Annotated in this window: 15 protein-coding genes and 2 pseudogenes; 4 read left to right on the top strand and 13 right to left on the bottom strand. The window is 41.7% G+C overall.

Annotated elements, in window-relative coordinates:
- Positions 1 to 3: 3 nt before the first annotated feature.
- The gene (gene corA / locus KZC02_RS06705; protein ID WP_229254041.1) at positions 4 to 1,137 is read left to right on the top strand and encodes a magnesium/cobalt transporter CorA; all 1,134 of its coding nucleotides are present in this window, start codon (positions 4 to 6) and stop codon (positions 1,135 to 1,137) included.
- An 82-nt stretch (positions 1,138 to 1,219) separates the two neighbouring features.
- Here the strand turns inward: corA and KZC02_RS06710 are convergent, their stop codons facing one another.
- The 4 genes and pseudogenes from KZC02_RS06710 to KZC02_RS06725 all read right to left on the bottom strand — a co-directional run.
- Positions 1,220 to 2,050, bottom strand: a complete 831-nt coding sequence (locus KZC02_RS06710) for an SPFH domain-containing protein (RefSeq protein ID WP_221393392.1) — start codon at positions 2,048 to 2,050, stop codon at positions 1,220 to 1,222.
- Between the two features lie 5 nt (positions 2,051 to 2,055).
- A complete protein-coding gene (locus tag KZC02_RS06715; RefSeq protein ID WP_221393393.1) occupies positions 2,056 to 2,232 on the bottom strand; it encodes a hypothetical protein in 177 nt (58 codons plus the stop codon).
- Between the two features lie 131 nt (positions 2,233 to 2,363).
- Positions 2,364 to 4,097: an ATP-binding protein gene (locus KZC02_RS06720; protein WP_221393394.1), complete on the bottom strand. Its 1,734-nt coding sequence runs from the start codon at positions 4,095 to 4,097 to the stop codon at positions 2,364 to 2,366.
- A pseudogene (locus KZC02_RS06725) lies at positions 4,097 to 4,863 on the bottom strand (sensor protein KdpD); the annotation flags it as partial. The gene KZC02_RS06720 and the pseudogene KZC02_RS06725, both read right to left, overlap by 1 nt.
- Before the next feature lie 12 nt (positions 4,864 to 4,875).
- Between KZC02_RS06725 and KZC02_RS31560 the strand changes: the two are divergent.
- On the top strand, positions 4,876 to 5,172 hold the full coding sequence (locus KZC02_RS31560; protein ID WP_229254042.1) for a hypothetical protein: 297 nt from the start codon (positions 4,876 to 4,878) through the stop codon (positions 5,170 to 5,172).
- Between the two features lie 89 nt (positions 5,173 to 5,261).
- A complete protein-coding gene (locus KZC02_RS31565) occupies positions 5,262 to 5,519 on the top strand; it encodes a transposase (protein WP_229254043.1) in 258 nt (85 codons plus the stop codon).
- Between the two features lie 174 nt (positions 5,520 to 5,693).
- Here the strand turns inward: KZC02_RS31565 and KZC02_RS06735 are convergent, their stop codons facing one another.
- The 5 genes from KZC02_RS06735 to KZC02_RS06755 all read right to left on the bottom strand — a co-directional run bounded on the left by KZC02_RS06735 (position 5,694) and on the right by KZC02_RS06755 (position 11,622).
- Complete coding sequence (locus KZC02_RS06735) at positions 5,694 to 7,037, bottom strand: sigma-54 dependent transcriptional regulator (protein WP_221393395.1); 1,344 nt, start codon at positions 7,035 to 7,037, stop codon at positions 5,694 to 5,696.
- A 341-nt stretch (positions 7,038 to 7,378) separates the two neighbouring features.
- Positions 7,379 to 8,104 carry a 6-phosphogluconolactonase gene (pgl, locus tag KZC02_RS06740; protein ID WP_221393396.1) on the bottom strand — a complete coding sequence of 242 codons (726 nt, stop codon included), beginning with the start codon at positions 8,102 to 8,104 and terminating at the stop codon, positions 7,379 to 7,381.
- A 6-nt stretch (positions 8,105 to 8,110) separates the two neighbouring features.
- Positions 8,111 to 9,619, bottom strand: a complete 1,509-nt coding sequence (gene zwf / locus KZC02_RS06745) for a glucose-6-phosphate dehydrogenase (protein ID WP_221393397.1) — start codon at positions 9,617 to 9,619, stop codon at positions 8,111 to 8,113.
- Positions 9,620 to 9,630: 11 nt separating this feature from the next.
- A complete protein-coding gene (gene gndA / locus KZC02_RS06750; RefSeq protein ID WP_221393398.1) occupies positions 9,631 to 11,046 on the bottom strand; it encodes an NADP-dependent phosphogluconate dehydrogenase in 1,416 nt (471 codons plus the stop codon).
- A 201-nt stretch (positions 11,047 to 11,247) separates the two neighbouring features.
- Positions 11,248 to 11,622: a hypothetical protein gene (locus KZC02_RS06755; RefSeq protein ID WP_221393399.1), complete on the bottom strand. Its 375-nt coding sequence runs from the start codon at positions 11,620 to 11,622 to the stop codon at positions 11,248 to 11,250.
- A gap of 709 nt (positions 11,623 to 12,331) precedes the next feature.
- Here KZC02_RS06755 and KZC02_RS06760 point away from each other — a divergent pair.
- Complete coding sequence (locus KZC02_RS06760) at positions 12,332 to 13,996, top strand: NAD(P)/FAD-dependent oxidoreductase (protein ID WP_221393400.1); 1,665 nt, start codon at positions 12,332 to 12,334, stop codon at positions 13,994 to 13,996.
- A 37-nt stretch (positions 13,997 to 14,033) separates the two neighbouring features.
- On the opposite strand, the gene KZC02_RS06765 is transcribed toward KZC02_RS06760, so the two are convergent.
- From KZC02_RS06765 to KZC02_RS06780, 4 genes and pseudogenes are all read right to left on the bottom strand, one after another.
- A complete protein-coding gene (locus KZC02_RS06765; RefSeq protein WP_221393401.1) occupies positions 14,034 to 14,894 on the bottom strand; it encodes a sugar phosphate isomerase/epimerase in 861 nt (286 codons plus the stop codon).
- Positions 14,895 to 15,090: 196 nt separating this feature from the next.
- The gene (locus KZC02_RS06770; RefSeq protein ID WP_221393402.1) at positions 15,091 to 15,480 is read right to left on the bottom strand and encodes a hypothetical protein; all 390 of its coding nucleotides are present in this window, start codon (positions 15,478 to 15,480) and stop codon (positions 15,091 to 15,093) included.
- Between the two features lie 38 nt (positions 15,481 to 15,518).
- Positions 15,519 to 18,812: a glycosyl hydrolase gene (locus KZC02_RS06775; protein ID WP_221393403.1), complete on the bottom strand. Its 3,294-nt coding sequence runs from the start codon at positions 18,810 to 18,812 to the stop codon at positions 15,519 to 15,521.
- 27 nt (positions 18,813 to 18,839) lie between these two features.
- Positions 18,840 to 22,263 (bottom strand): annotated as a pseudogene (locus tag KZC02_RS06780) (ThuA domain-containing protein).
- Positions 22,264 to 22,268: the final 5 nt, after the last annotated feature.

The raw sequence follows: 22,268 nt of genomic DNA on the forward strand, positions 1-22,268 counted from the left end.
GCATTGAATAACTCCGCTGCCACCGACGAATCTATCGATACTGATATTGCCAACGGGAAAGTAAAAAAGCATAAGCGCTACAAACGCCACAACCTGCTTACTTCTCCCGGTACGCTAACCTATATTGGCCCTGATATTGAGCTCAAAACCCGGATAGAGAGAATCCAGTATAACGATAAAGTTTTCACTCAGGATTCTGTTAAATCTCTGGTAGAATGTTTGCCCTCTGCCGGATCGGATGGACAAATTACCTGGCTTGATGTTGATGGCATCCATGAAACCGGTCTGATTGAAAAACTGGGAAGTGTTTACCAACTTCATCCGTTGTTACTGGAAGATGTTGTGAACACCGAACATAAGCCGAAACTGGAAATATATGATACCGGACATTTGTTCCTGACTTTGAAAATGCTGCATATCGAATCGGTATCACCGCTGGAAATTTCTTCTGAGCATGTTAGTTTTGTTTTGGGAGAAAATTATTTAATCTCTTTTCAGGAAGAACTTACAAGTGATATTTTTACTCCGGTGCTCGACAGGTTAAAAGCTTCTGTTGGCAAAACGAGAAAAAACGGGTCGGATTATCTGCTGTTCGCCTTAATGGATGTGGTAGTAGACAATTATTTTATTGTGCTGGAAAAGCTTGGTGATCAGCTGGATTTGGTTGAAGATCAGGTAATCCGTGGAGTACAACATTTATCTCTGGCGGATATTTATGCATTAAAACGCGAAATAACGCTGGTAAGGAGATTGATATGGCCGTTACGGGATATCATTAATCAACTAATCAGAGAAGATAATGCACTTGTCAGTAAGAAAACAATTCCTTATTACAGGGATTTGTATGATCACGTGATGCAGGTCATTGACACAATTGACTCTTACCGCGAACTACTGGCCAGCTTAGCCGATGTGCATCTTTCCACGATCAGCAACCGGATGAATTCTGTCATGAAAACGCTGACGATCTTTTCAGCGATTTTTATGCCCCTTACTTTTATAGTCGGGGTGTACGGAATGAACTTTCACTATCTGCCAGAGCTTAGTTACCACAACGGATATTTTTACGTGTGGGGGCTGATGGGGGTTGTAACCGTAGGGATGGTATTTTACTTTCGGTGGAAGAAATGGCTGTGAATAATCAGAGAAGTCGGCTTTGGAGAAGTCAACTTTAGAGAAGTCAACTTTTCAAAAGTTGACTTCTCTTTACTAAAAGCAATTATTTAATCCCCAGCATTAAACTCGCTCCGCCTGCACTTGTGGTAGGTAAAACACCATTCCACTTGGCTACCCATTCCTGCTGGATCAATAACGGGGTCAATGTTTTCCGTCGTAACTCATTGGCTTCCGCTTCGGCATGTGCCCTGATCAAAGTTGCTTTTGCCTGTCCTTCGGCTTTGGCAACCAATACTTTGGCTTCTGCTTCTGCCTGCTTCGCCATGTTTTCTGCTTTAAGTCTTGCCTGGATCGATGTGTTTTTTTCATCAATCATCTGCCTTAACGAAGGCGGCGGTGTTATAGCTGAAGTAAGCTGGTCGTAGATGAAACCGTCTTTGCCCAAAGTCTGGGTCAAAATATTCTGGACCCGGTTTTCGAAAACTTCCCTGTTCGACATCACACTGTCGGATGTAAAAGAATTGGCAGCAATACGATAAGCATCATAAATCGTATTTTTCATAAAACCCTGCTGAATTTCTCCAAGCGGCCGGCGATACTGGCGATATATCTGCGGTACTTTATCCGGATTGATATGGTAATTCAGCTTTGGGTCTACCTTGAATTCCGCTGCATCTTTGGTGGTGATCACAAAAGGATCATAATCAACACTTTGGGTAAACGTTGGAAACTCAATGATTTTGGTTGTCCAGCTGTTATACCAAACCCGGCCGGTAACCAACGTAATATTGTCAACACCCTTATCAGTTCCGTATAAATTGATCTTGATACCGACATTACCTGCGTCAATATTTTCAAAGGAAATCGGCTGCACAAACAACAATATTATTACTACAAAAAAGGCAATTACACCAATGGTAATTTTTCTTGTCATACTGATCATAGTTTAGATTTAATTAGGGTAAAAATGTTGTTTAATTCAATAATGAAAAGATAAAGCGCAAAGCCAACAACAGCCAAACCGCTAAAAACAAGCAGATCTGATTGTGAATTGATCAGTTTGAGCGAGTAAGTAACCGCAATAATAATTGCGATGATTTTAAGGATGTGTATCATGATTTTATCAGGTTTGTTAAGTAAAATAACAGCCTAATATTCATGTAAGATAAAGAATATTTATAAATGGTTACAGGTGTTGTCGAACTGGCCTTGCAGGTACAGGAGTGTATGGCGAAGATAAAAACACATTAAGCTATGGACAGATTAAAATAGAATGTACTTCCCATTCCGACTTCACTTTCCAGGCCAATCTTTCCTCCCTGCGCTTCGATAAACTCTTTACTAATAGCGAGTCCCAGTCCGGTTCCGGTTTTGCTGCTACCGGGAACCTGAAAATAACGATCAAATATTTTGTCTTTGTAACGGCTGTCAATTCCTCGCCCTTCATCTTTGACAAAAAACATCACGCGTCCCTGATCTGTTTTCAACCGAATGGAAATCCTGCTTCCCACACCTGAATAACGGATTGCATTGGTTAAAAAATTGATAAGTACCCAAGCTGTTTTCTCCGTATCAGCTTTTACAAAAGGGATATTTTCATCTGCTTGTAAATTGAGCTCTATCTGTTTTTGGTCTGCCTGAACCTTTACTGCGTCCAATGCATACTGAACAATTTCCAATGGACTGCTTTGCTGTATGTTTAACTGAATATTGCCTGTTTCAACCTGTGACATGTTCAGCAATTCGCCAGTAATTTTCAAAAGCCGGTTACTGTCATCTTTTATACTGTCCATAAGTTGTTTCTGCTCTTCATTGATCAAACCGGTTTGTTGGTTTTCAAGCAATTGCAGACTCATTTTTATAGAAGAAATGGGTGTTTTTAATTCGTGGGAAACCGTTGCGATAAAATTTGTCTTCGCAAAATCCAGTTCTTTAAAAGGTGTAATATTTTTAAGGATAATAACCTGTCCAATGAATAGCTTTTTCTTTTCGCCTGTTGGTGTGATCGTAATATTTACTATTTCTTTTTCAAAATAACTTTCCTTGTTATCTGCATATATTTTTAACGGAGCAGTTGGTACATGTTCATTGTAACCTCCCGGAGTAAGTAATTCCTGAACCAGCGAACGAATCAGATCATTGTACACGGCCAGATCCACAGCTGATTTCCCAATCATTTCATCCGCTGCCAATCCTGTGATTTTCGAAGCTTCATCATTGGCAAACAGGATCGTTTTGTTTTCGTCCAAACCTATCACCGGTTCGTGCATATTATTGATAAGTGCCTCAATCCGCTTTTTTTCAAACAATATCCTGGAAAGATTACTACTATCATATTCTTCCAGTTTCTCGGCCATGATATTGAATGAACCGGCCAACGCGCCAAATTCATCCTTACTGCCAAAATGAACACGCTCTGAATAATTTTTTGCGGCAATTTCCTTAATACTTTCAGTAAGTTCTCTGATTGGATTGGCAATATTTCCCGGCAGGTTTACAAATAAAGTCAGGGCAATAAGACAGCAAAGTGTACCGGTTACGGCAATCCAGAGATTGGCGGATTGTGCCGTAAGCATTGCAATGTCACTTTTTCGCTGTATTGCTTCCATATTCAGCTTTATCAACGCCAGTATATCTTTTCTGAGCATAGTTTGAAAAACCTGGTTTTGCAGGTTGTTTTTTAAGCTGATAAAATGATCCATTATATTTTGAGTAGCCACTCCCTCTCCTGGTTCAGTTACATTTTCCTGCTGTTTATTCAGGTTTGCCTCAAATGTCAGTGTTGCTTTTGGATCAGATTGTATTTTATCCAGTGACAACAACATATTACGTGAATAATCAAGTGTGTTGTAATTGTCTCTGAGAATATTGGCAGTATCATTTTTCAAAATATTGATGTAACCGGCGGCAACCAGCGACAACAGGATAATCATAAAGAACAGAAGCCCGATTCCTAACCTGAGTTTGGTTTTTATTTTCATTATGAAAGAATGACAAGATCGATTTCCGAAGAAGACAGTTTCTTCAGAAGGTTATTAAAAAGATTGGTTACCAAAATTACTCTTAAAAGCGTGATATGTGGTTTACCTAAACAAATAGTATAATCTGTTTTTGCTCAGCCACTTCTATAATAGCTTCTGACACATTGGCATTTTATACCCGTATAATTTCCGCTCACATTTCGGTTGCCAGCTTAAAGTTATTGATCAGATACCGCCGTTTGTCCAGTGCAATTTTATCCTGACTTTCAGAAGGGGTTTGAACATACAAAACAAACCATTTACTGTTGTAATAACTGGCAAGTCTGGCTGTTTTCCGGATCACATGCCTGGCTGTTTTCTCATTGCTGCTTATACAGGCCAAAAACTTTTCACGCCGGGGTACAACCTGTCTGGGGATTTCAGATTCCACTTTCCGTTCCACCTGGCTTGCTACTTCTTTTAAAGCCAGCTCCCGCAACTGGAGAATATGATCTGCCTTAAAAAAGTTGTTAAGGGCTGTCTGAATTTTATCTGATTTATAAATTTTCCCTTCTTTCAGCCGGGTGATCAGTTCATCAGAAGTAAGATCAATATTTACCACTTCGTCTGCCGCACACAGGACGCTGTCGGGAATCCTTTCTTTTACTTCAACCCCGGTAATATCCTTTACTTCTTCATTCAGGCTTTCAATATGCTGAATATTAACTGCACTGATTACATTGATGCCCGCTGGCAGGATTTCCAGGACATCCTGCCAGCGTTTGTCAAGAAAAAGCAATTGAAGCATATTTGGGAGTATGCCCAAAGTGTTGCTGTAAAAGAAGATGACTTGCCAGATCCACCAGACTTTACTACCATTAACACGGAAAAAGTACAGTCTACCGTAAATAAGCTCAATGAAGTGCTCGGTAAAAAGAAAGGTGTTGACATAAAGACAAAGAATAAACTGGGTTATATAACTAAACATTATCCGGCCAATAGTGCCAAATATGAGTTGCAGGAGGCCATCTTAGAAGATCGCAAGCTTTTTTATAATTCCAGGAAAGATTGCTACATCTGTCCAGTGGGGCAATAAATGCATTATATCGGAGACAGCAAGAACAAAACCGGCACTGGCTTTGAGCAAAGGTTAAGAAAGTACCAGGCTCAGAACTGTTACAACAGTTGCTAAACGGAGCATGTTGTAATACCAAAGGAAACAGGATCATCCAGGTGAATGTGGAGTTGGAACGACAGAAGAAAAAAGCTCATGAACTACTCAATAGTCCGGAAGGAATTGAGAGACGAAAGAAAAGATGTTTCGATGTTGAACTCGTTTTTGCAGGTATAAAAAGCAATCATGGGTTTAAACGCTTTATGCTCAGAGGCAAAGAAAAGGTAACAATCGAGCTTGGCTTACTGGCAATAGCACAAAATATATGAAAAAAGGCCGCCTAGGACGGCGTTTTTAGTCTAGCCAATAAATTCAAGACACTGAGATTTGATTGTACATATTCAATTCAGGTTTTTCCTAAGCTAATAATATAAACGAAAGAGGATGCTTCATTTTGGTTATGAGACATCCTCATTTTATCAGAATGGAAGGAATAGTTACTTTTACAAAATCCCATACTCCTCAATCTTCCTATACAAGGTCGCAATACCGATTTCCAGTAATCGAGCCGTTTCTGCCTTATTGCCCCTGGTATAATTAAGTACCTTCTGAATGTGCAGTTTTTCAACGCTTTGCATGGAAAATGCAGAAAGCTGGTTTATCTTTTGAACAGGTTGTGCCTGTTGAATTTCATAAGGTAAACTATCAATTGACAGTTCATTTCCGTTACTTATAATCACTGCCCGCTCAATTACATTTTTCAATTCACGGATATTCCCAGGCCATTGATAGAGTTCAAATCTTTTTAAAATTTCAGAAGAAACGGGATTAAATTTCCTGTTTGTTTTATCAGCAAAAAAATGAATAAAATGATTAGCAAGAACTTCAATATCCTTTATCCGCTCACGCAGTGCAGGAAGTTTTATCTGAAAAACATTCAGACGAAAATACAGATCTGAACGGAACCGCTTTTCTTCACTTTCTGCTTTTAAATCACGGTTGGTGGCCGCAATCAGACGAAAATCAGATCTGGTTGGTTTGGTATCACCCAGTTTAATAAACTCATTTGTTTCTAAAACACGAAGCAGTTTGGCTTGTAATTCCAAGGGCATTTCACCAATCTCATCCAGAAAAAGTGTTCCTCCGTTTGCTTCCTCAATCTGGCCCTTTTTATCTTTATTTGCTCCCGTAAATGCACCGGCTTTATAACCAAACAACTCACTTTCCAGAATTTCCCTGCCAAAAGTACTGCAATTTAAAGCGATGAAATTCCTTGAAGATCTCAAACTTGCCTGGTGAATTGCCTGTGCAAATACTTCTTTTCCTGTTCCTGTCTCGCCGGTTAATAATACAGCGGCATCGGTTGGAGATACTTTTTTAGCCAATTCAATAACATCCTGAACAGGCTTTGATTTTCCCAAAACAGCCTGGAATGAGAATTTCTCCTCTACCCGTTTTTCAAGTTGTATAACGCGTTTTTGTAAAGTTATTTTTTCAATTGATTTGTGCAGTAATGGTATAATTTTATCGTTGTCATCCCCTTTAACAATATAATCAAACGCACCATTTTTCATAGCCTGCACGCCGTCGGTGATATTTCCATAGGCAGTGAGCAAAATAATTTCAATGAGCGGGTTTATTACTTTTATCTTCGAAACCATATCAACACCATTCCCATCCGGTAATTTCACGTCACACAGAACTGTATCAATTTCATTCTGCTCCACCAATTTCAGCCCGGACCGGCAATCGGCTGCTTCCAAAACCTTAAATCCTTCCGAACGAATTATTCGTGCCAGTAAAGACCGTAGTTTTTCTTCATCATCAATAACAAGTATTGTTTTCAAAGCTGAGTTGGGATAGTTGGTTGTTTTGCAAATCGTCCGAATGTATCGGTTAAAGTGATAACAGGAAAAATTAAAGGAAAATTTTTTGAGCTATCGGCACTACCTGTTTGTAGAAAAATAATGTGATTTGTTCCAATAATTTGCCTCGAAGAGGCTACCCATGTATATGTTGCGTACCTACGGCAAACCTGTAAACATATGATATTTCATTTTTCTACAAACAGGTAACCCCACTGTGGAAGCTAACTCAAATGTATAATTTTTTGATTTTTCTCAATCAGCAAAAAAATGGGGCTCCTAAACGAATCCAGGTGCCCCATTTTATATGTTTTAACAAATATCTACTTCTCTAAAAGAGCAGCTGCTGCTTCATCTACAAACCAGTGCAATTCTCCGGTTACAGGTTTGATAATCTGTGAAGGAAATTTATCAAGATTTGTTTCTCCTTCTAAAACACTTTTCAGCGTTTCGGCTTTTCCTGAACCAACTGCCATAAATGCTACATATTTTGCAGCGTTCACAACGGGTGCAGTCAAAGTAATGCGGTACATATCCTGAGCTGTAAGGAAAAAAGCATTTACCCAGCTTTCTGCTTCATGAATCACTTTGGTTCCCGGAAACAAGGACAATGTATGCCCGTCATCTCCCATTCCAAGCAAAACCAGATCAAAAGTAGTTTCAGAATCTCCGAAGTATTCCCTTAGAATCTTTTCATAAGCTGCTACTGAGGCTTCCGGTTCAATATCCGTACGCATCACATGTATCTGGCTGGCAATTACAGGAACTTTGTCCAGCAACTCCTCATAACACATTTTTGCATTGTTACGGTCATCTTCAAAAGGTACGGCACGTTCGTCACCCCAGAAAAAATGTAATTTCTCCCAGGGAATCGTTTCTTTATAAGGCGAAGCTGCCAGCAAATCATACAATTTCTTTGGCGTGCTTCCGCCGGAAAGAACAAAAGTGAAACGGTCCTGGCTTTTTAATACTTCCTGAATACAATCGCTGATCCAGGTTGCCAGATCTTCACTTAACTGCCTGGCATCGTTTGCTATATGGAGTTCCATCAATTTTTATCCTACAGGTGGTAAATTGATCCAGGTATGGCCGTCGCGTGCAATCAGTGCATCAGCTTCGTCGGGTCCCCATGAATCGGGCGCGTAATTAGGAAAATCCACTGGTATCCTGTTTTCCCAGGTTTCCAGTATCGGCATAATAACCTTCCAGGCTGCATCAACCTGATCCCCACGCATGAATAATGTTGCATCGCCTTCCATTACGTCCAGTAACAAAGTTTCGTATGCTTCCGGAGCGTGTTCACCTGCTACTGCATCATAATCAAAAGTCATGTCAACCGGATCAAGATTCATCGTTTGTCCGGGGCGTTTTGCCTGGAAACGAATACTAATATCCATGTCTGGCTGAATACTTATTGTCAACCTGTTAGAACGCCATGTTTCATTAGCTTCCGCAGGGAACGCATAATGTGGTGCAGGCTTAAACTGCAAAGTAATATGCGTTGCTTTCTGGTTCAGGTATTTCCCTGTCCGTACATAGAACGGAACTCCCTGCCAGCGCCAGTTATCAATATAAAATTTGGCAGCAGCAAATGTATCCGTTTTAGAATTAGGGTCTACACCTTCTTCCTCCCGGTACCCTACTACCTTTTCGCCCTTTTTCCAACCTCCCGAATACTGCCCGCGAACCGCAAAATCATGAACCTGATCTTTTGTAATACGACGAATTGCATTCAGTACATCTACTTTTTTATTTCTGATTTCGTTGGCATCGAAAGAAACAGGTGGCTCCATGGCTACCATACACATAATTTGCAGAATGTGATTTTGAACCATATCGCGTAATGCACCTGAACGCTCAAAATATCCGCCCCTTCCTTCCAGTCCTACACTTTCAGCAGCAGTAATTTGTACGTGATCGATATAATGGCGGTTCCATAATGGCTCAAAAAGCGCATTCGCAAAACGTAATGCCAGAATATTCTGAACCGTTTCTTTACCCAGATAGTGGTCAATCCTGAAAATCTGCTCTTCTGTAAACATGCTCAGTAAGAGCTCGTTCAGTTCGTGCGCACTTGCCAGATCATGCCCGAAAGGCTTTTCAACCACAATTCTTGTACTGCTTGTATCCGAACAGATTTTAAGCGCGCCCAATTTCTGTGCGATAGAAGGCACCAGCTGCGGAGCTACTGCGAGGTAAAAAATTACATTTGGGTGCGTGCCCCATTCTGCTTCTTTTTCTTTTACCAGATCAGTAATCAGATGATATGCTTCTGCATCGTCTCCGTCCATCTGCAGATAGGAAACGTGTTCGCTGAATTCTGTCCAGTGTCCGTTCTGTTTTCCTTTCCTGCGTGAAAATTTAGTGACACCATCCAATAAATGCTCATGATAAACTTCGTTTGTATAAGCACTTCTTCCAATACCTGCGATCGCAAATTTTTCCGGCATCCAGTTGTCCAGAAACAAATTATATAAGGCAGGCGTCAGTTTCCTGTAATTCAAATCCCCGCTTCCTCCAAAAATAAAGAGTAAAGAGGCAGGAGGACGTTTATTGGTTTGCATAAAATCTAAATTTAATTTTGACCCCACTCTGTATGAAAAGTACCTGGGATATCGATACGCTGGTAGGTATGTGCGCCGAAATAATCACGTTGTGCCTGAATCAGATTAGTTGGCATTCTTTCGGTCCTATATGCATCAAAATATGACAGAGCCGACATAAACCCACCTGCCGGTATACCCGATTTTGCAGCCAGCGCAACAGTCGAACGCATATTTCCTTCCACAGATTTAACGAGTGAAGCTACATCTTCGTTCAACAAAATATTGGACAATTCCGCGTTCTTGTTGTATGCTTTTGAAAATGTTTCCAATAAGGAAGAGCGAATAATACAACCGCCTCTCCATACACTCACAACTTTTGGCATTGGTATATCCATTTTCAGGTAAGTTGATGCCTGGGATAACATGGCCAATCCTTGTGTATAACTCAATATAGTAGCGAAATATAAAGCGTCATGAACCAGTTTAACCAATTCTTCCTGAGATTCAGACAAATCGGAATGCTCAGAAGTGTATATGGCAGCTGCCTGAACGCGCTCATCTTTATAACCGGATAAAGTCCGCATTGCTACCGCAGTATCAATGACAGGAACTGCAACCGGCAATTCCATAGAATCCTGTGATGTCCATTTACCCGTACCTTTTGATCCTGCTTTATCAGATATAACATCAACTAAATCAGCATCCGTTTTATCATCTTTTTGAAGAAATATATCCGCAGTGATTTCAACCAGAAAAGATTGCAGATCACCTTCATTCCAGCTTTTGAAAGCTTCATGAAGCTGGGTATTCGTAAGACCGCCGTGTTTCAGAATGGCATAAGACTCGCTGATAAGCTGCATAATGGCATATTCAATTCCATTATGGACCATTTTCACATAATGGCCAGCTCCGCCTTTACCCAAATAATCCACACATGCAACGCCATCTACCTTCGCTGCAATTGATTCCAGTACAGGTTTGATATGTTCGTAAGCTTCTTCATTACCACCTGGCATCATACTAGGCCCAGAGCGTGCACCTTGTTCACCGCCGGAAACACCCATACCCATAAAATTGATCCCCGTTTCTTTGAGATATTCTACACGGCGTAATGTATCGGTATAATGAGAGTTTCCTCCGTCAATGACAATGTCTCCTTTTTCCAGCAAAGGAATCAGCGATTCGATCACATCATCAACGGGCTTACCCGCAGGTACAAGCATGATCAGCCTGCGCGGGGTTTTTAATTGTTGAACCATATCCTCCAATTCCGGCACACCTTTTACAGTAGTACCAGGAGTGGCAGCCGCTTCCAAAGCAGCATTTTTAGCTCCGTCTTTATCAAAACCGATAACAGAAAAGCCATGATCAGCCATATTGAGCAACAGGTTCTGGCCCATTACGCCAAGACCGATCATTCCAAAATCGAATAAGTTATTAGACATAAATTATAGCTCTATAATATTAGAAGCTACAATATTAGGATTTTTCGAAAGGAATATACGATTTACAGAAACCTTTTGAAGGAATTTCTGAGGTAAAAGTTTTCAAAAAAATAAAGGAAGCACGAAGTGTAACTTTTTTAATGAAAAATGATGTGCTTTCCCGGCGCAAACGATTTGAGATAGCCTGTTCAATGAAATAGTTCAGTCGATCAATCCGGCTACCCCATCCGAATCCAACAGTCCGTAAACTGCTGAGACATTTACATTATTAATTGCCATGGGCGCAAACATATCCCCCTGTAAACCGAAATATAAGGTAGTGGACGGATAATTAAATATACTTGATGCCAGGCCGGATTTTGAATGTTCCTGAATAAAATCGTTTAAAACAGATTCACTTGGCAGTTTGTAAGTAGTTATTGACAACTGTTCATTGTTAGCAATAACCTCTACTACCTTTAATCCTGGTATTGCAAAGTGGTACAAACAATGCTGAAAACCATTTAGTTTAGGTGATGGCAACGGCACCGAACCAGGAAAATGAGTTTGTATGGCATTAAGAACAGGCTGAATCATATTCACATTTAATTAAAAGAATTATAATTATTAACTATAACCCCCAATATAATGCTACAAGATATATAGATTTTTGTATAACTATATTAAATAGAATGTAAAATATTAAATCAAACTAAATCTATACATAACAATATTTAGTTGGCGACGATATCTTAAATAAGAAACATTTTAATTTTTTTGCCTACATCTGCATTTTAATATAAATTAATAAATATTATATTTAACTATTTAAAGAACATACAAATAATTGTGCATTTATTTATTGTTTTAGCTAGTAGCATAAATATGACTCTTGCTATTACAACTTATTCTATATACTTTTAGGTCGAATTAAAATTCGTACGTAGGGTAGTTATAAGAACTTTGGAATTTCCGAAGTTCTTTTTTTATTTAAAAGTATTAGTTACCTGTTTTGCACTACACCACCAAAGGGTTGCTTTGAGGATTTTCCTTGTGCAGCAGCCCGATTTTCCAAAACTGTTTATTGGCCGGACACTCCTTCAACTATAAACAGGAAGACGGGGCAAAAGAGCCACATATTTCCTGAACCCCAGTGATGGAGGGTAAGGAGTTTTTGTGTCTTATGCATTTATATAAGACTTTTTTCTTCTCTTTACCGGAATCCCAAACCGGGCATAATCAGCATCATTGTATTTTGGTTCGGATTTTGTAAGAAATTGTAATAATAAAATCCACTTTTTACAAAATGGAAGTAGATAACATCGTCATTGGTTCGGGTGCGGGCGGACTTTCAGCAGCAATCTGTCTGGCGCGTGCAGGACAAAAGGTTCTGGTGCTCGAACAGCACGATGTGCCGGGAGGCTGGTGTCATAGTTTTTACCTGAACGGCCAACGTTTTTCCCCGGGCGTACACTACATTGGCCGGTTAGGGAAAGATCAGTCAACCAGTGCTTTATATCAGGGTTTGGGGGTTGCAAATGACCTCGTTTTTTTTTCAATGAATACTGCTGCCTATGAACATTGCTGGATTGGTGAAGAACGTATTGACATCCCTGCCAATTTTGATGAACTGTATAAGGTACTTTCAGAACGCTTTCCTGAAGAAAAAAAGGGTCTTGCTCAATATCTGGCCACAGTCCGTAACGTAAGCACCCAACTGGCACTCATTCCGAAAATGAAAGGGTTTTGGGATAATCTTACCATTCCCTGGCGCACAAGGCACTTGGGCAAGTACGGCTTGTTCAGTTTAAAAAGGGTCATTGACTGGCATATTAAAGATCCTTTGCTTAAAAAAGTACTTAATATCCAATGCGGCGATCATGGGCTGCCTCCCGGCAAGGCAAGTTTTCCTTATCACTGTGCAGTGATGGACCATTATTCCAACGGAGGATTTTATCCAATGGGCGGTGGCGGAGCTATTGTTAAAGCGATGACCAATGTAATAAAAAAACATGGTGGTGAAGTGCGCACACGGCAAAAGGTAAAACGAATTCTACTTGACGGTAATAAAAAGAAGCGGGCAATAGGAATAGAACTTGAAAATGGTGAATGTATCTATGCGAAAAGAATTATCTCCAATACTGATCCCGGCAAAACTTATCTTGATTTGGTAGGAATACCTCACCTTAGTACGAAATTGCTAAGCCAGATTAATAAAACAAAATACTCCTGTACTTCGTTGATGCTCTTTTTAACGGTAGATATGGATGTGCGAAAAGCGGGTCTTGATTCAGGTAATATCTGGCTTGTACCCGATAAAGATCCTGACGAATTATACGAAGAACAATTAAAGGCCGACATTATCTCGGGCGAAGAATTCCCTGGTCTTTTCATTAGCTGCACTACGCTTAAAGATCCCACAAGTTTTGATGGCCGGAATCATACTATCGAAGTCATCACTTTTATTAATCACGAATCTTTCAATCAGTTTAAAAACGAAGGCAACTTTCATTCGCAGGAATATCTGGAATTTAAGGAAAAATTGATGGCGAAAATGATAAGAGGAATGGAAAAAGTACTTCCCGGCGTGAGCAGCAAAATTATACATAAAGAACTCGGCACGCCCCTGACCAACATGTTTTACATTGATTCTACTAACGGCTGCGTTTATGGCACCGAAAAAAGTTTCTGGCAGATAGGGGCTTTTGGATTTCAGACAGAAAGTGAAATCCAAAATTTATATCTCTGCGGAGCAAGCATTCTGGCAAACGGAGTGGCAGGCGCTACCTACTCTGGTGTGCAAACTGCTGCAAAGATCCTCAAATGCAGCCAGGAAGATTTGATAGATATTAAAACATCCGAAAACATGCGTATTTATAATGCTGAAGACGAATCCGGTTATCCGGAATGGATGCAGCAGAAAATAAAAGCACGAAGAACACGTGGAAAATCGCCGATAGAGGGATTATAAATGGAATAATGGTTAAGGTATAATTACCAGAAAACTGTTAGTTTTTCAATCCCTTCAGATATGCCATGGTTTGAGGAACCTGAGTGGAATAACTTGGACTTTCATCTTCAATGTAATAATGCTCAATAGCTGATTTCTTTGCGGCTTTCAGGATGGCAGGTATGTCGAGCTGGCCGGTTCCCAAAGCAACATCATTTGTTACTGGCGTTCCTCCGGATAAGTTTCCTTCCACACCTTTGCGCAGGTCTTTCATGTGCATTAATTTGAAACGGTCAGGATATTTAGTAAGCAGACCTGCGGGATCGCCGCCAGGGAAAAATGCCCAGAGTACATCCAGCTCAAAACTTACATAGGCAGGATCAGTCTTTTGAATAATATAGTCCAGAAGTGTACCATTTTCGTGCTTTTCGAATTCATAGCCGTGGTTATGATAACAGAAGGACAGCCCAAATTCATCTTTCAGCCGTTTGCCAATTGTGTTAAAATCAGCGATCGTTTTATCAGCCATTTCAACTGTAAAAGCGCCTTTGTGAGGAACCCATGCTACACGCACAAACTTAGCGCCTAGGGCTTTAGCATTTTGCCCTACTTCCTGGGTTTTGTTCAGCGCATCATCATAACTTACTCCGAACGACGAACATTTCATGCCACGTTCATCCAATAGTTTTCTGAGCTCTGCTGCCGTTTTCCCAAACAAACTTGAAAATTCCATATCCTTTATACCAAGGCCTTTCAACGTGTCCAATGTTGCAGCTGCATCTTTTGAAAAGCTGGAACGGTATGTGTAGGACACCATTCCGGGCATTTGAGGAAATAGCTGTTTACCTTTTTGAGCAAAAAGTGTGTTACCGCTTATGTACAAAAGGAAGATTGTTAGTATCAGGTTTTTGATTTTCATTTCAGGTTTATTGTTTGACTGATGGTTACGCAGCTTTAATTTTATAGAATTCGTAATGTTATATTTCAAAATTCATATGATCAGGACGAGGTACAATGGACTCTTCCCTTAACGGTTATACAAGTTAAATCCAGAAATAAACAATCCGGAATGAATGGATTGTTTATTTCTGGAAGGACGACAATGTTTGGTTCTACTACTCCTTAATCCGTTTTGCGCTTGCATCAAACATCCCACTCATAATGGATCCTTTTGCGCTATTATCATCAACTTTTGTCAAGTCCAGACTGACATCCGTTCCCTGAGCTGTGAAATAAATGGTAATCTTATTCGGTTCTTCTGTAACGCTCGTGATCGGACGAGCTTCCGGATTTTGGCCAGTTGGGTCTTTCAGTTCACCAGTCAACTTGCCGTCCTTTCTGGTAAGCTCAGTTACCATTTTGGAGTCTCCATTGGGTGTACCAAGAACCAGGACTTCCCATTTTCCAACAAAAAAGTCATTGGTTGCAGCAGGAGCTGTTTGGGAATAGCTTTTGAAGGTAACAGCCAGAAATAAAACGACGATAATAATACTTACTTTTTTCATTGATTTGATTGGTTAAACTATATAATTTGATTTGATTATTATTTGGCCTCCAGCAAACGAACCGGCCCTATTAAACCCGAAGGCAGTAGCGGCGCATCAGCCTTGTAGAAAGGCATGGTTGTGAATGTGATCTTGTTTGTAACTCCCGGCTGCGCATCACCGATCAGGCGATTCACCCATAGGTTTGTCACACTTATTTGCAACACGTTATCTCCGGACTTCAAAGCTTCTGAAATGTCAATACGATATGGCTTTTTCCAGACCGTCCCGACTTTTTTCCCGTTTACCGTAACCTCTGCGATATTTTTTACGTCTCCAAGATCAAGAACATATGAAGTATTTTTCCCAACCGCGGGCAACACAATCTTGTTCTCATAGTTTGCAGTACCTGAAAAGTATTTTATACCGGCGTCCGCATTTTCAGAAAGTGAAGCGAGCGTTTTGAAACTGGCTTGCTGCGGTGCTCCTCTGCCCTCTTGAAAAGTTATTTTCCAATCACCTTTTATCGAAGCAACTTCCGATTCGGTCACTGCTGGTTTTGTATAAGAAGTCTCAGTCGTTTTGCCTTCAAAAACAATAAAATAAGCGCCCCATGAATCAAATTTCAACGGTATGATCGTCCGTCCGTCTTTAATTTGGTATGATACTTTTTCTGTTTTTCCGGTTTCAGTATTCCACAATTGCGGCACTTTACCTGTTACCCGAAAACTAATTTCTGCTTCGTTGGGATTATCACTTCTATTATCCAGCCAATACAGATCCGCATCGGCAGTTTGACGATGGACGTATAGAATTTTAGATTTTGCTCCTGAAATTTCTACATCTTTTTTAACACCAATTTCATTCAGTACAGCATCCACAGACTTCGTAGAAACGTTCGGGTTACTCCATATTTGATTGACCAATGTTGTGAATTCTGCTGCATTGTCGGTCAGGCTTGGGCTGTATTCCGGTTTCGTTCCCGCTACTTTCATTCCTGATTTAACCAACTCTCCCAATTTTTTCAGGACGGGTAAAGTCATACTTTTTGCGGTAGAATCCAGAACGAGAAGGCGATATTGCTGTCCGCTTGTTGCAACAATTTTTCCACCTTCGATTTTTAAAGCTTCCTTCAAAACAGTGGCATTGGCAAAATCATATTCGTAGCCTTGTACAGAAGGTAGCTTTTGTGCAAAAACCTGCGTGATATTATTGTTTTCGCCATAGTAGTAAAGGATATCCACTATAGGTTTCCCTTGTTGCAAAAGGTAGCAACTCCGGCCCAGATAATCCGTCCAGACTTTCGCCTGTTCCGCCCAGGTTTCCTGACGTGTGAAATACTGTCCGAATGGTCCAAGTGAAATACCGGGCTTTTTATCATCCAGCGGCTGATGTACAGAAGTATGCACCACAAAACGGTTCAAACCAGACGCCATTTCCAGATCTGCTGTTCTTTTCAGTTTTTCAGGATGCCAGCTGAATGCGTTACCGATTGACGTCATGGATTCGGCGGCAACAAGGTTTTGGCCGTAAATGTGGGCAACGGATGCCGCCTCCCGGATATCTGCCTCGCTTCGTACCTCTTCGTCCGAGCCACCCGCCAAACTACCTGGTGTCCACATGGCGGACATTGGAATATCTGCCTTTCTTTTCACGTCCATTCCGTCTGCCAAATAAATCCGTCCATTTTCGTGCGATTCCGTATAGCGCTTCATGCCCCGCTTATGCACTGCATCACCGATCACTTCGTAGTGACTTTCAACAATCAATTCACCGATCGTCTTGCGGAAATCCCATAGAAATTTCTCACTGGCTTCGGCACTTTCTATTACACGACCCGTCAACACCGGAATCCATGGCGTGATATCGTAACCGCGGCGCTTTTTAAATTCTTCCGGCATGGTCTTCGTCCAGGTCATGTGCCCGGCTTCATAACTATCTAAAACCATGTGACTTAAACCTTGCGCACCCATTTGTCCACCGGTCGCGTCCTTGTACATATCCAGATACGTTTCAATGTATTTGCTAACCGCAACTTTATCCAGTTTATCCACTTCAAGGCCTGTTGCTTCGGGAGAAGCCGGGTGATTTTGTCTGCCTGTGATCGAATAACCCATCCTTAATACGACCCAGTTTCCCGCAGGTGCTGTCCAGTTGAGTGTGCCATCAGCGCCCATTTTTGACGTCAGATCGATGACGTCCTTCGTAGGAATAGCGTCTGCATCTTTTTTTACCAAAGAATGCGTATTTTCTTTCCATGGGCTAAAACCGGCTTTTTCTTCAAACAAATCAACGCGATCAGTATTGTGAAGAACAATTTCTGCAACCTGTACACCTTCCGGCTTGGGCGTACCCTGACCGCCAGCACCAAACATTTCGGCAAACGGGTTACCCTGTGGTTCCAGCGTTTTGAAGGTGAACCGGAAATATTTTCCTGTAACCGGCAAAATGCTCATCGTATTTTCAGGAACGGTACTACCACGGATCACCACCACATCCCGGAATGTCACGCCATCATCACTCACTTTCAAAGTCCGGTTATCCGGCGCACCTCTGAACTCTGCCAATGCGCCTCCGCTGCTTGCTCCCGCAATGGTAAAGGCTTTGACTGTTTGCGGACTATCAAACTCGTATTGGATCCACATGTCCTGTCCTACTTCCATGGGCGGCAACAGCGCAGATTTGGCAATATCTCCGTCCGTTAATTCGGCGAGACCGAAGGTGCCGCCACTTGAAGTAATTTTTGGATTTAATGCGCTTAACGATTTTTCCGTAGCAGGTAAACGATACGCAATGACCGCCGCATCAGCATAAAAGGTTTTGGTCTCAGCAACCGGCCCACCGAGCATACTCGATCCCATGGGCACATTCTGGAAACTGCCGGTGGTATTTGGCGGTGACGGAAGTTTTCCTGAAAACGCCTGTCCGCCGGTTACTTTGGTTTCCGTCCAGACATACTTCTTCATCGCATCGCTCGGCGGTACCCATGGCCCGCCCGTTACGCTCCATCCGGGAGAAGCAGCGATTGTCATTTCGAGGTTGAGTTTTTTGGCAAGATCGGTCGTGTGCTTGAATGCATCTTTCCATTCCGGAGTCATGAATACAAGCTTCTTAGCCGTCACTTGCGGAGTAAAAAGGCTGGCGTCAAAATTTTGAAAACCGCCAATACCCACACGATCCATCCATTCAAGATCTTTTGTAATCCCTTCCTTGGTAATATTCCCATTCATCCAATGCCACCAAACACGCGGTTTTGCGGCATTAAGCGGGGTTTGAAAGCCTTTTTGTAGTGTCGAGGGCTGGGCAAACGCAATTGCCGGAAGCATCCAGGCCAGAATAATTACTCTTTTCATTTAAGATCGATTTTAGTTTTTCAAACGTTACTGCGAATCAGCAGCCAAAATAAATTCAGTACCCATCACCACCATCAGCGAATGTTCCTCTGCTTTCGGATTGACAAAAACCACGTATATATCATGCAGTTTTCCATCGGTTTTATCAGTCAGCTTCACGGGCACGCTTAGCACTGTGGGTTTGAAATCCATTTTATCTGATGCTTCAAGAAAAGCGGATTCCCCTACCAACTTACCCGTTGGACTATCCATTCGCAATTCGACTTTTCCACCTGCTGCATTGAGCTGTGGTTTTGGCGCAACGGCCTGAATTTGCAGTTCAGAAACGGCATTCAGATCGACCTGTTTAAGAACCATATAAGCGCCTGGTTTAGAAATGATTGCCAGATCCATGCCGCCGTTTGATATCTTCATAATATTCTCGTATTCATCAAAACCATGTACATTCACCTTAGCGTTTCTCAAAGCAAATGATTGTTCGGATCTCAACGCCGGTAATCCTCCTGCACCCGCATCTTCATAAGCAGCACGGACAATAAATACGCCTTTGCCCTTGTCACCGGACGGAATTTTTGCCGTGTAACTTCCCTTCACCGGCAGAGATTTTTCTTTGGGTTTTTCATTGGCAATGTTCAAAATGTACTTCACCATTTCGGAAGCATCAGCCGCCGATAATTGCGGATGTGCTGCCATTGCAGTTTCACCCCAAACACCGGCTCCACCCGAAATTACTTTTTTGGTCAGTTTCTCAACCGCCGAACTCTCCCCTTTGTACTTCGCAGCAACTTCACGATAAGCAGGCCCGATTGATTTTTTGTCGACACTGTGACAAGCTTTGCAATCGCTGGCTTCAATGAGTTTTTTACCCGAAGCATAAAGAGCGCTCGCATCAGCAGAACGGTGTCCTTGCGCAATGGCGATTTTGTCAAATCCTTCGGCCAGGTAATCAATATTGACTGCAACCTGTTCCGGATCAATGCCTTTTCCCAGTGTACCATCTTCTTTATCAGCTACTTTAATATCGTAGTTAAAAGGCTTATTCGCAGCATAAAACGACTTATTACTACCCGGCATTTCCAGACTCAACACCGGCGGTTCGTTTCCAACGGTGATATCCATAGATTGCGAACTAACGCCTCCTTTGCCATCATTCACAGTTAACGTTGCTTTATAAAGTCCGGTTTTCGCCAGTGTTAAATTCGCATCAGAAGTATTTATTACTTTTTGAAAACCACTTTTCGACGAAATTTTCCAGGAATAAGTCAGCGCGTCATCATCTGCATCCTTCTGTACCTTTTGCACTCAGGCTAAGTGCCATCGGAGCAGCACCGCCCATTTTGTTAGCGGTCATTTGCAGCTGCGGTTTGCGGTTACCGCCGTTGTACTCGATCCGAATCAATCGCGCATCATCATTGGCAGAAAACCATCCGGTTCCGTATTCGAGCATATACAGATCGCCATTTTCTGCAAACTCCATATCCATCGGATTCGAAAATTTATAGCTTGGCATGAAACGCTCCATAGAAACATAGTTGCCATCTTTATCCATGGTCACGGCCATAATCCAGCCGCGCATCCATTCGTATTCCAGAAATTTTCCATTGTAATAATTTGGGAAAACACCAGGTGCATTCTTGAATTGATCTGCATAAAAAACGGCGCCTGCCATGGCGTTTCTTCCACCCGATCCAACCAGTGGAAATTCTTTCGACACACCATATGGATACCAGACAAATGCTTTTTGTGCAGGAGGAAGCACTTTCAAACCAGTATTGTTTGGAGACGTATTCGTCGGAGCGTTTTCGTCCCATTTGTCCAACGACTTTTTATTCGCAAAATCGTACTTAAAATAGGCCTTATTATCTCCCACAAAATGCGGCCAGCCGAAGTTACCTGCTTTACGTGCTTGCCCCACTTCATCGTGACCTGCCGGTCCTCTTGTCGAATCGGGTTTAGCTGCATCCGGCCCAACCTCACCCCAATATACGTAGTTTGTTTTTTGGTCAACAGAAATACGGAACGGGTTGCGGTGTCCCATCGTAAAGATTTCGGGGCGAGTCAACGCAGTTCCTTTTGGAAAAAGATTTCCTTCCGGAATCGTATAACTGCCGTCAGCTTGTGGTTTAATCCGGATAATTTTCCCTCGAAGATCATTTGTATTGGCTGATGATTTCTGTGCATCCCAAGCATATCGTCCTTCCTGCTCATCGCTTGGACTATAACCATTGGAACCGTGCGGATTGGTATTATCACCCGTAGACAAATACAGATTACCCGCCTTATCCCATGCAATTGAACCGCCCGTGTGGCAGCACTCTTCGCGTTGGGTTGGAATATCCAAAAGGACCTTTTTTGAATCCATTACCAGTTCGTCACCTTTAAGCTCAAAACGAGCCAGTACATTTTTCGGTTCTTCGGGAACTGAATAATACAGGTAAATCCAATGATTCTGAGCGAAATTCGGATCTTTGTTAAGGCCTAAAAGCCCGTCTTCACCTGTCGATTCTTTGCCTTCTTTGTTCTTGTATTTCGTACTAACCGGGATTTTGGCAATGGTTTTAAGCTCTTTCGTTTTAATATTATAAAGCCGCACTTCTCCTTTGCGTTGAATGAACAAAACCCGCCCATCATTCAATACGCTAAGTTCCATAGGCTCATCCAGTTTTTCTTCCAAAATTACTTTTGAGAAACGGTTTTCTTCGGGTTTGGATTTGGAGAAATCGAGCGGTTTTGGTGTTTCTCCACCCACTGCATATTTTATTCCTGCCAAAAGGTGATTGAGAAAAAGGGGTTCCGAGAATGTTTCGTCCGTATGGCCCATCGCGGTGTAAAAAGAACGGCCACCATCAAATCCCTGATACCAGCTAATTGGATGAAAATCAGGATTTTTACCTCCTATATAACTCTTTTCGTCAATTTTCAATACGACATTTATTTTTGGAGAAATGTCTTTGAAACTATAAAACTCATCTTTGCGCTCGAATTCATCCGGCATTCCTTGTGTTGCCCAGTGATTCTTTTCAGTCACTATAAATTTCCCGTTTTGCACATTGCTTGGTGTGCTCGGATGATCCAAAAAATAAGCTCCTGCGAGCCTGCCGTACCAAGCCCAATCGTATTCCGTATCGGTAGCCGCGTGAATACCTACGTAACCTCCGCCTGCCTGAATATACCTTTCAAATGCAGTTTGCTGTTCGTTGGTAAGAACATCACCTGTCGTATTCAGGAATACAACGGCATTGTACATTTTAAGGTTTTTTTCGCTGAACTGCGTGGCATCTTCCGTGAAGCTCACTCCAAAGTTTTTCTCTTTTGAAAGCTTAGTCAGTGCTGTTTTCCCAGCCGCAATCGACTCATGCCTGAATGCGGCAGTTTTGCTGAAAACCAGAATTTTGATTGGGGGACTTTGGGCAAATGAAAAATGAACGGACAGAAAAAGGCCGAAATACATCAGCC

Origin of the sequence: Dyadobacter sp. NIV53, assembly GCF_019711195.1 — a bacterium.
Classification (GTDB): Bacteria; Bacteroidota; Bacteroidia; order Cytophagales; family Spirosomataceae; genus Dyadobacter.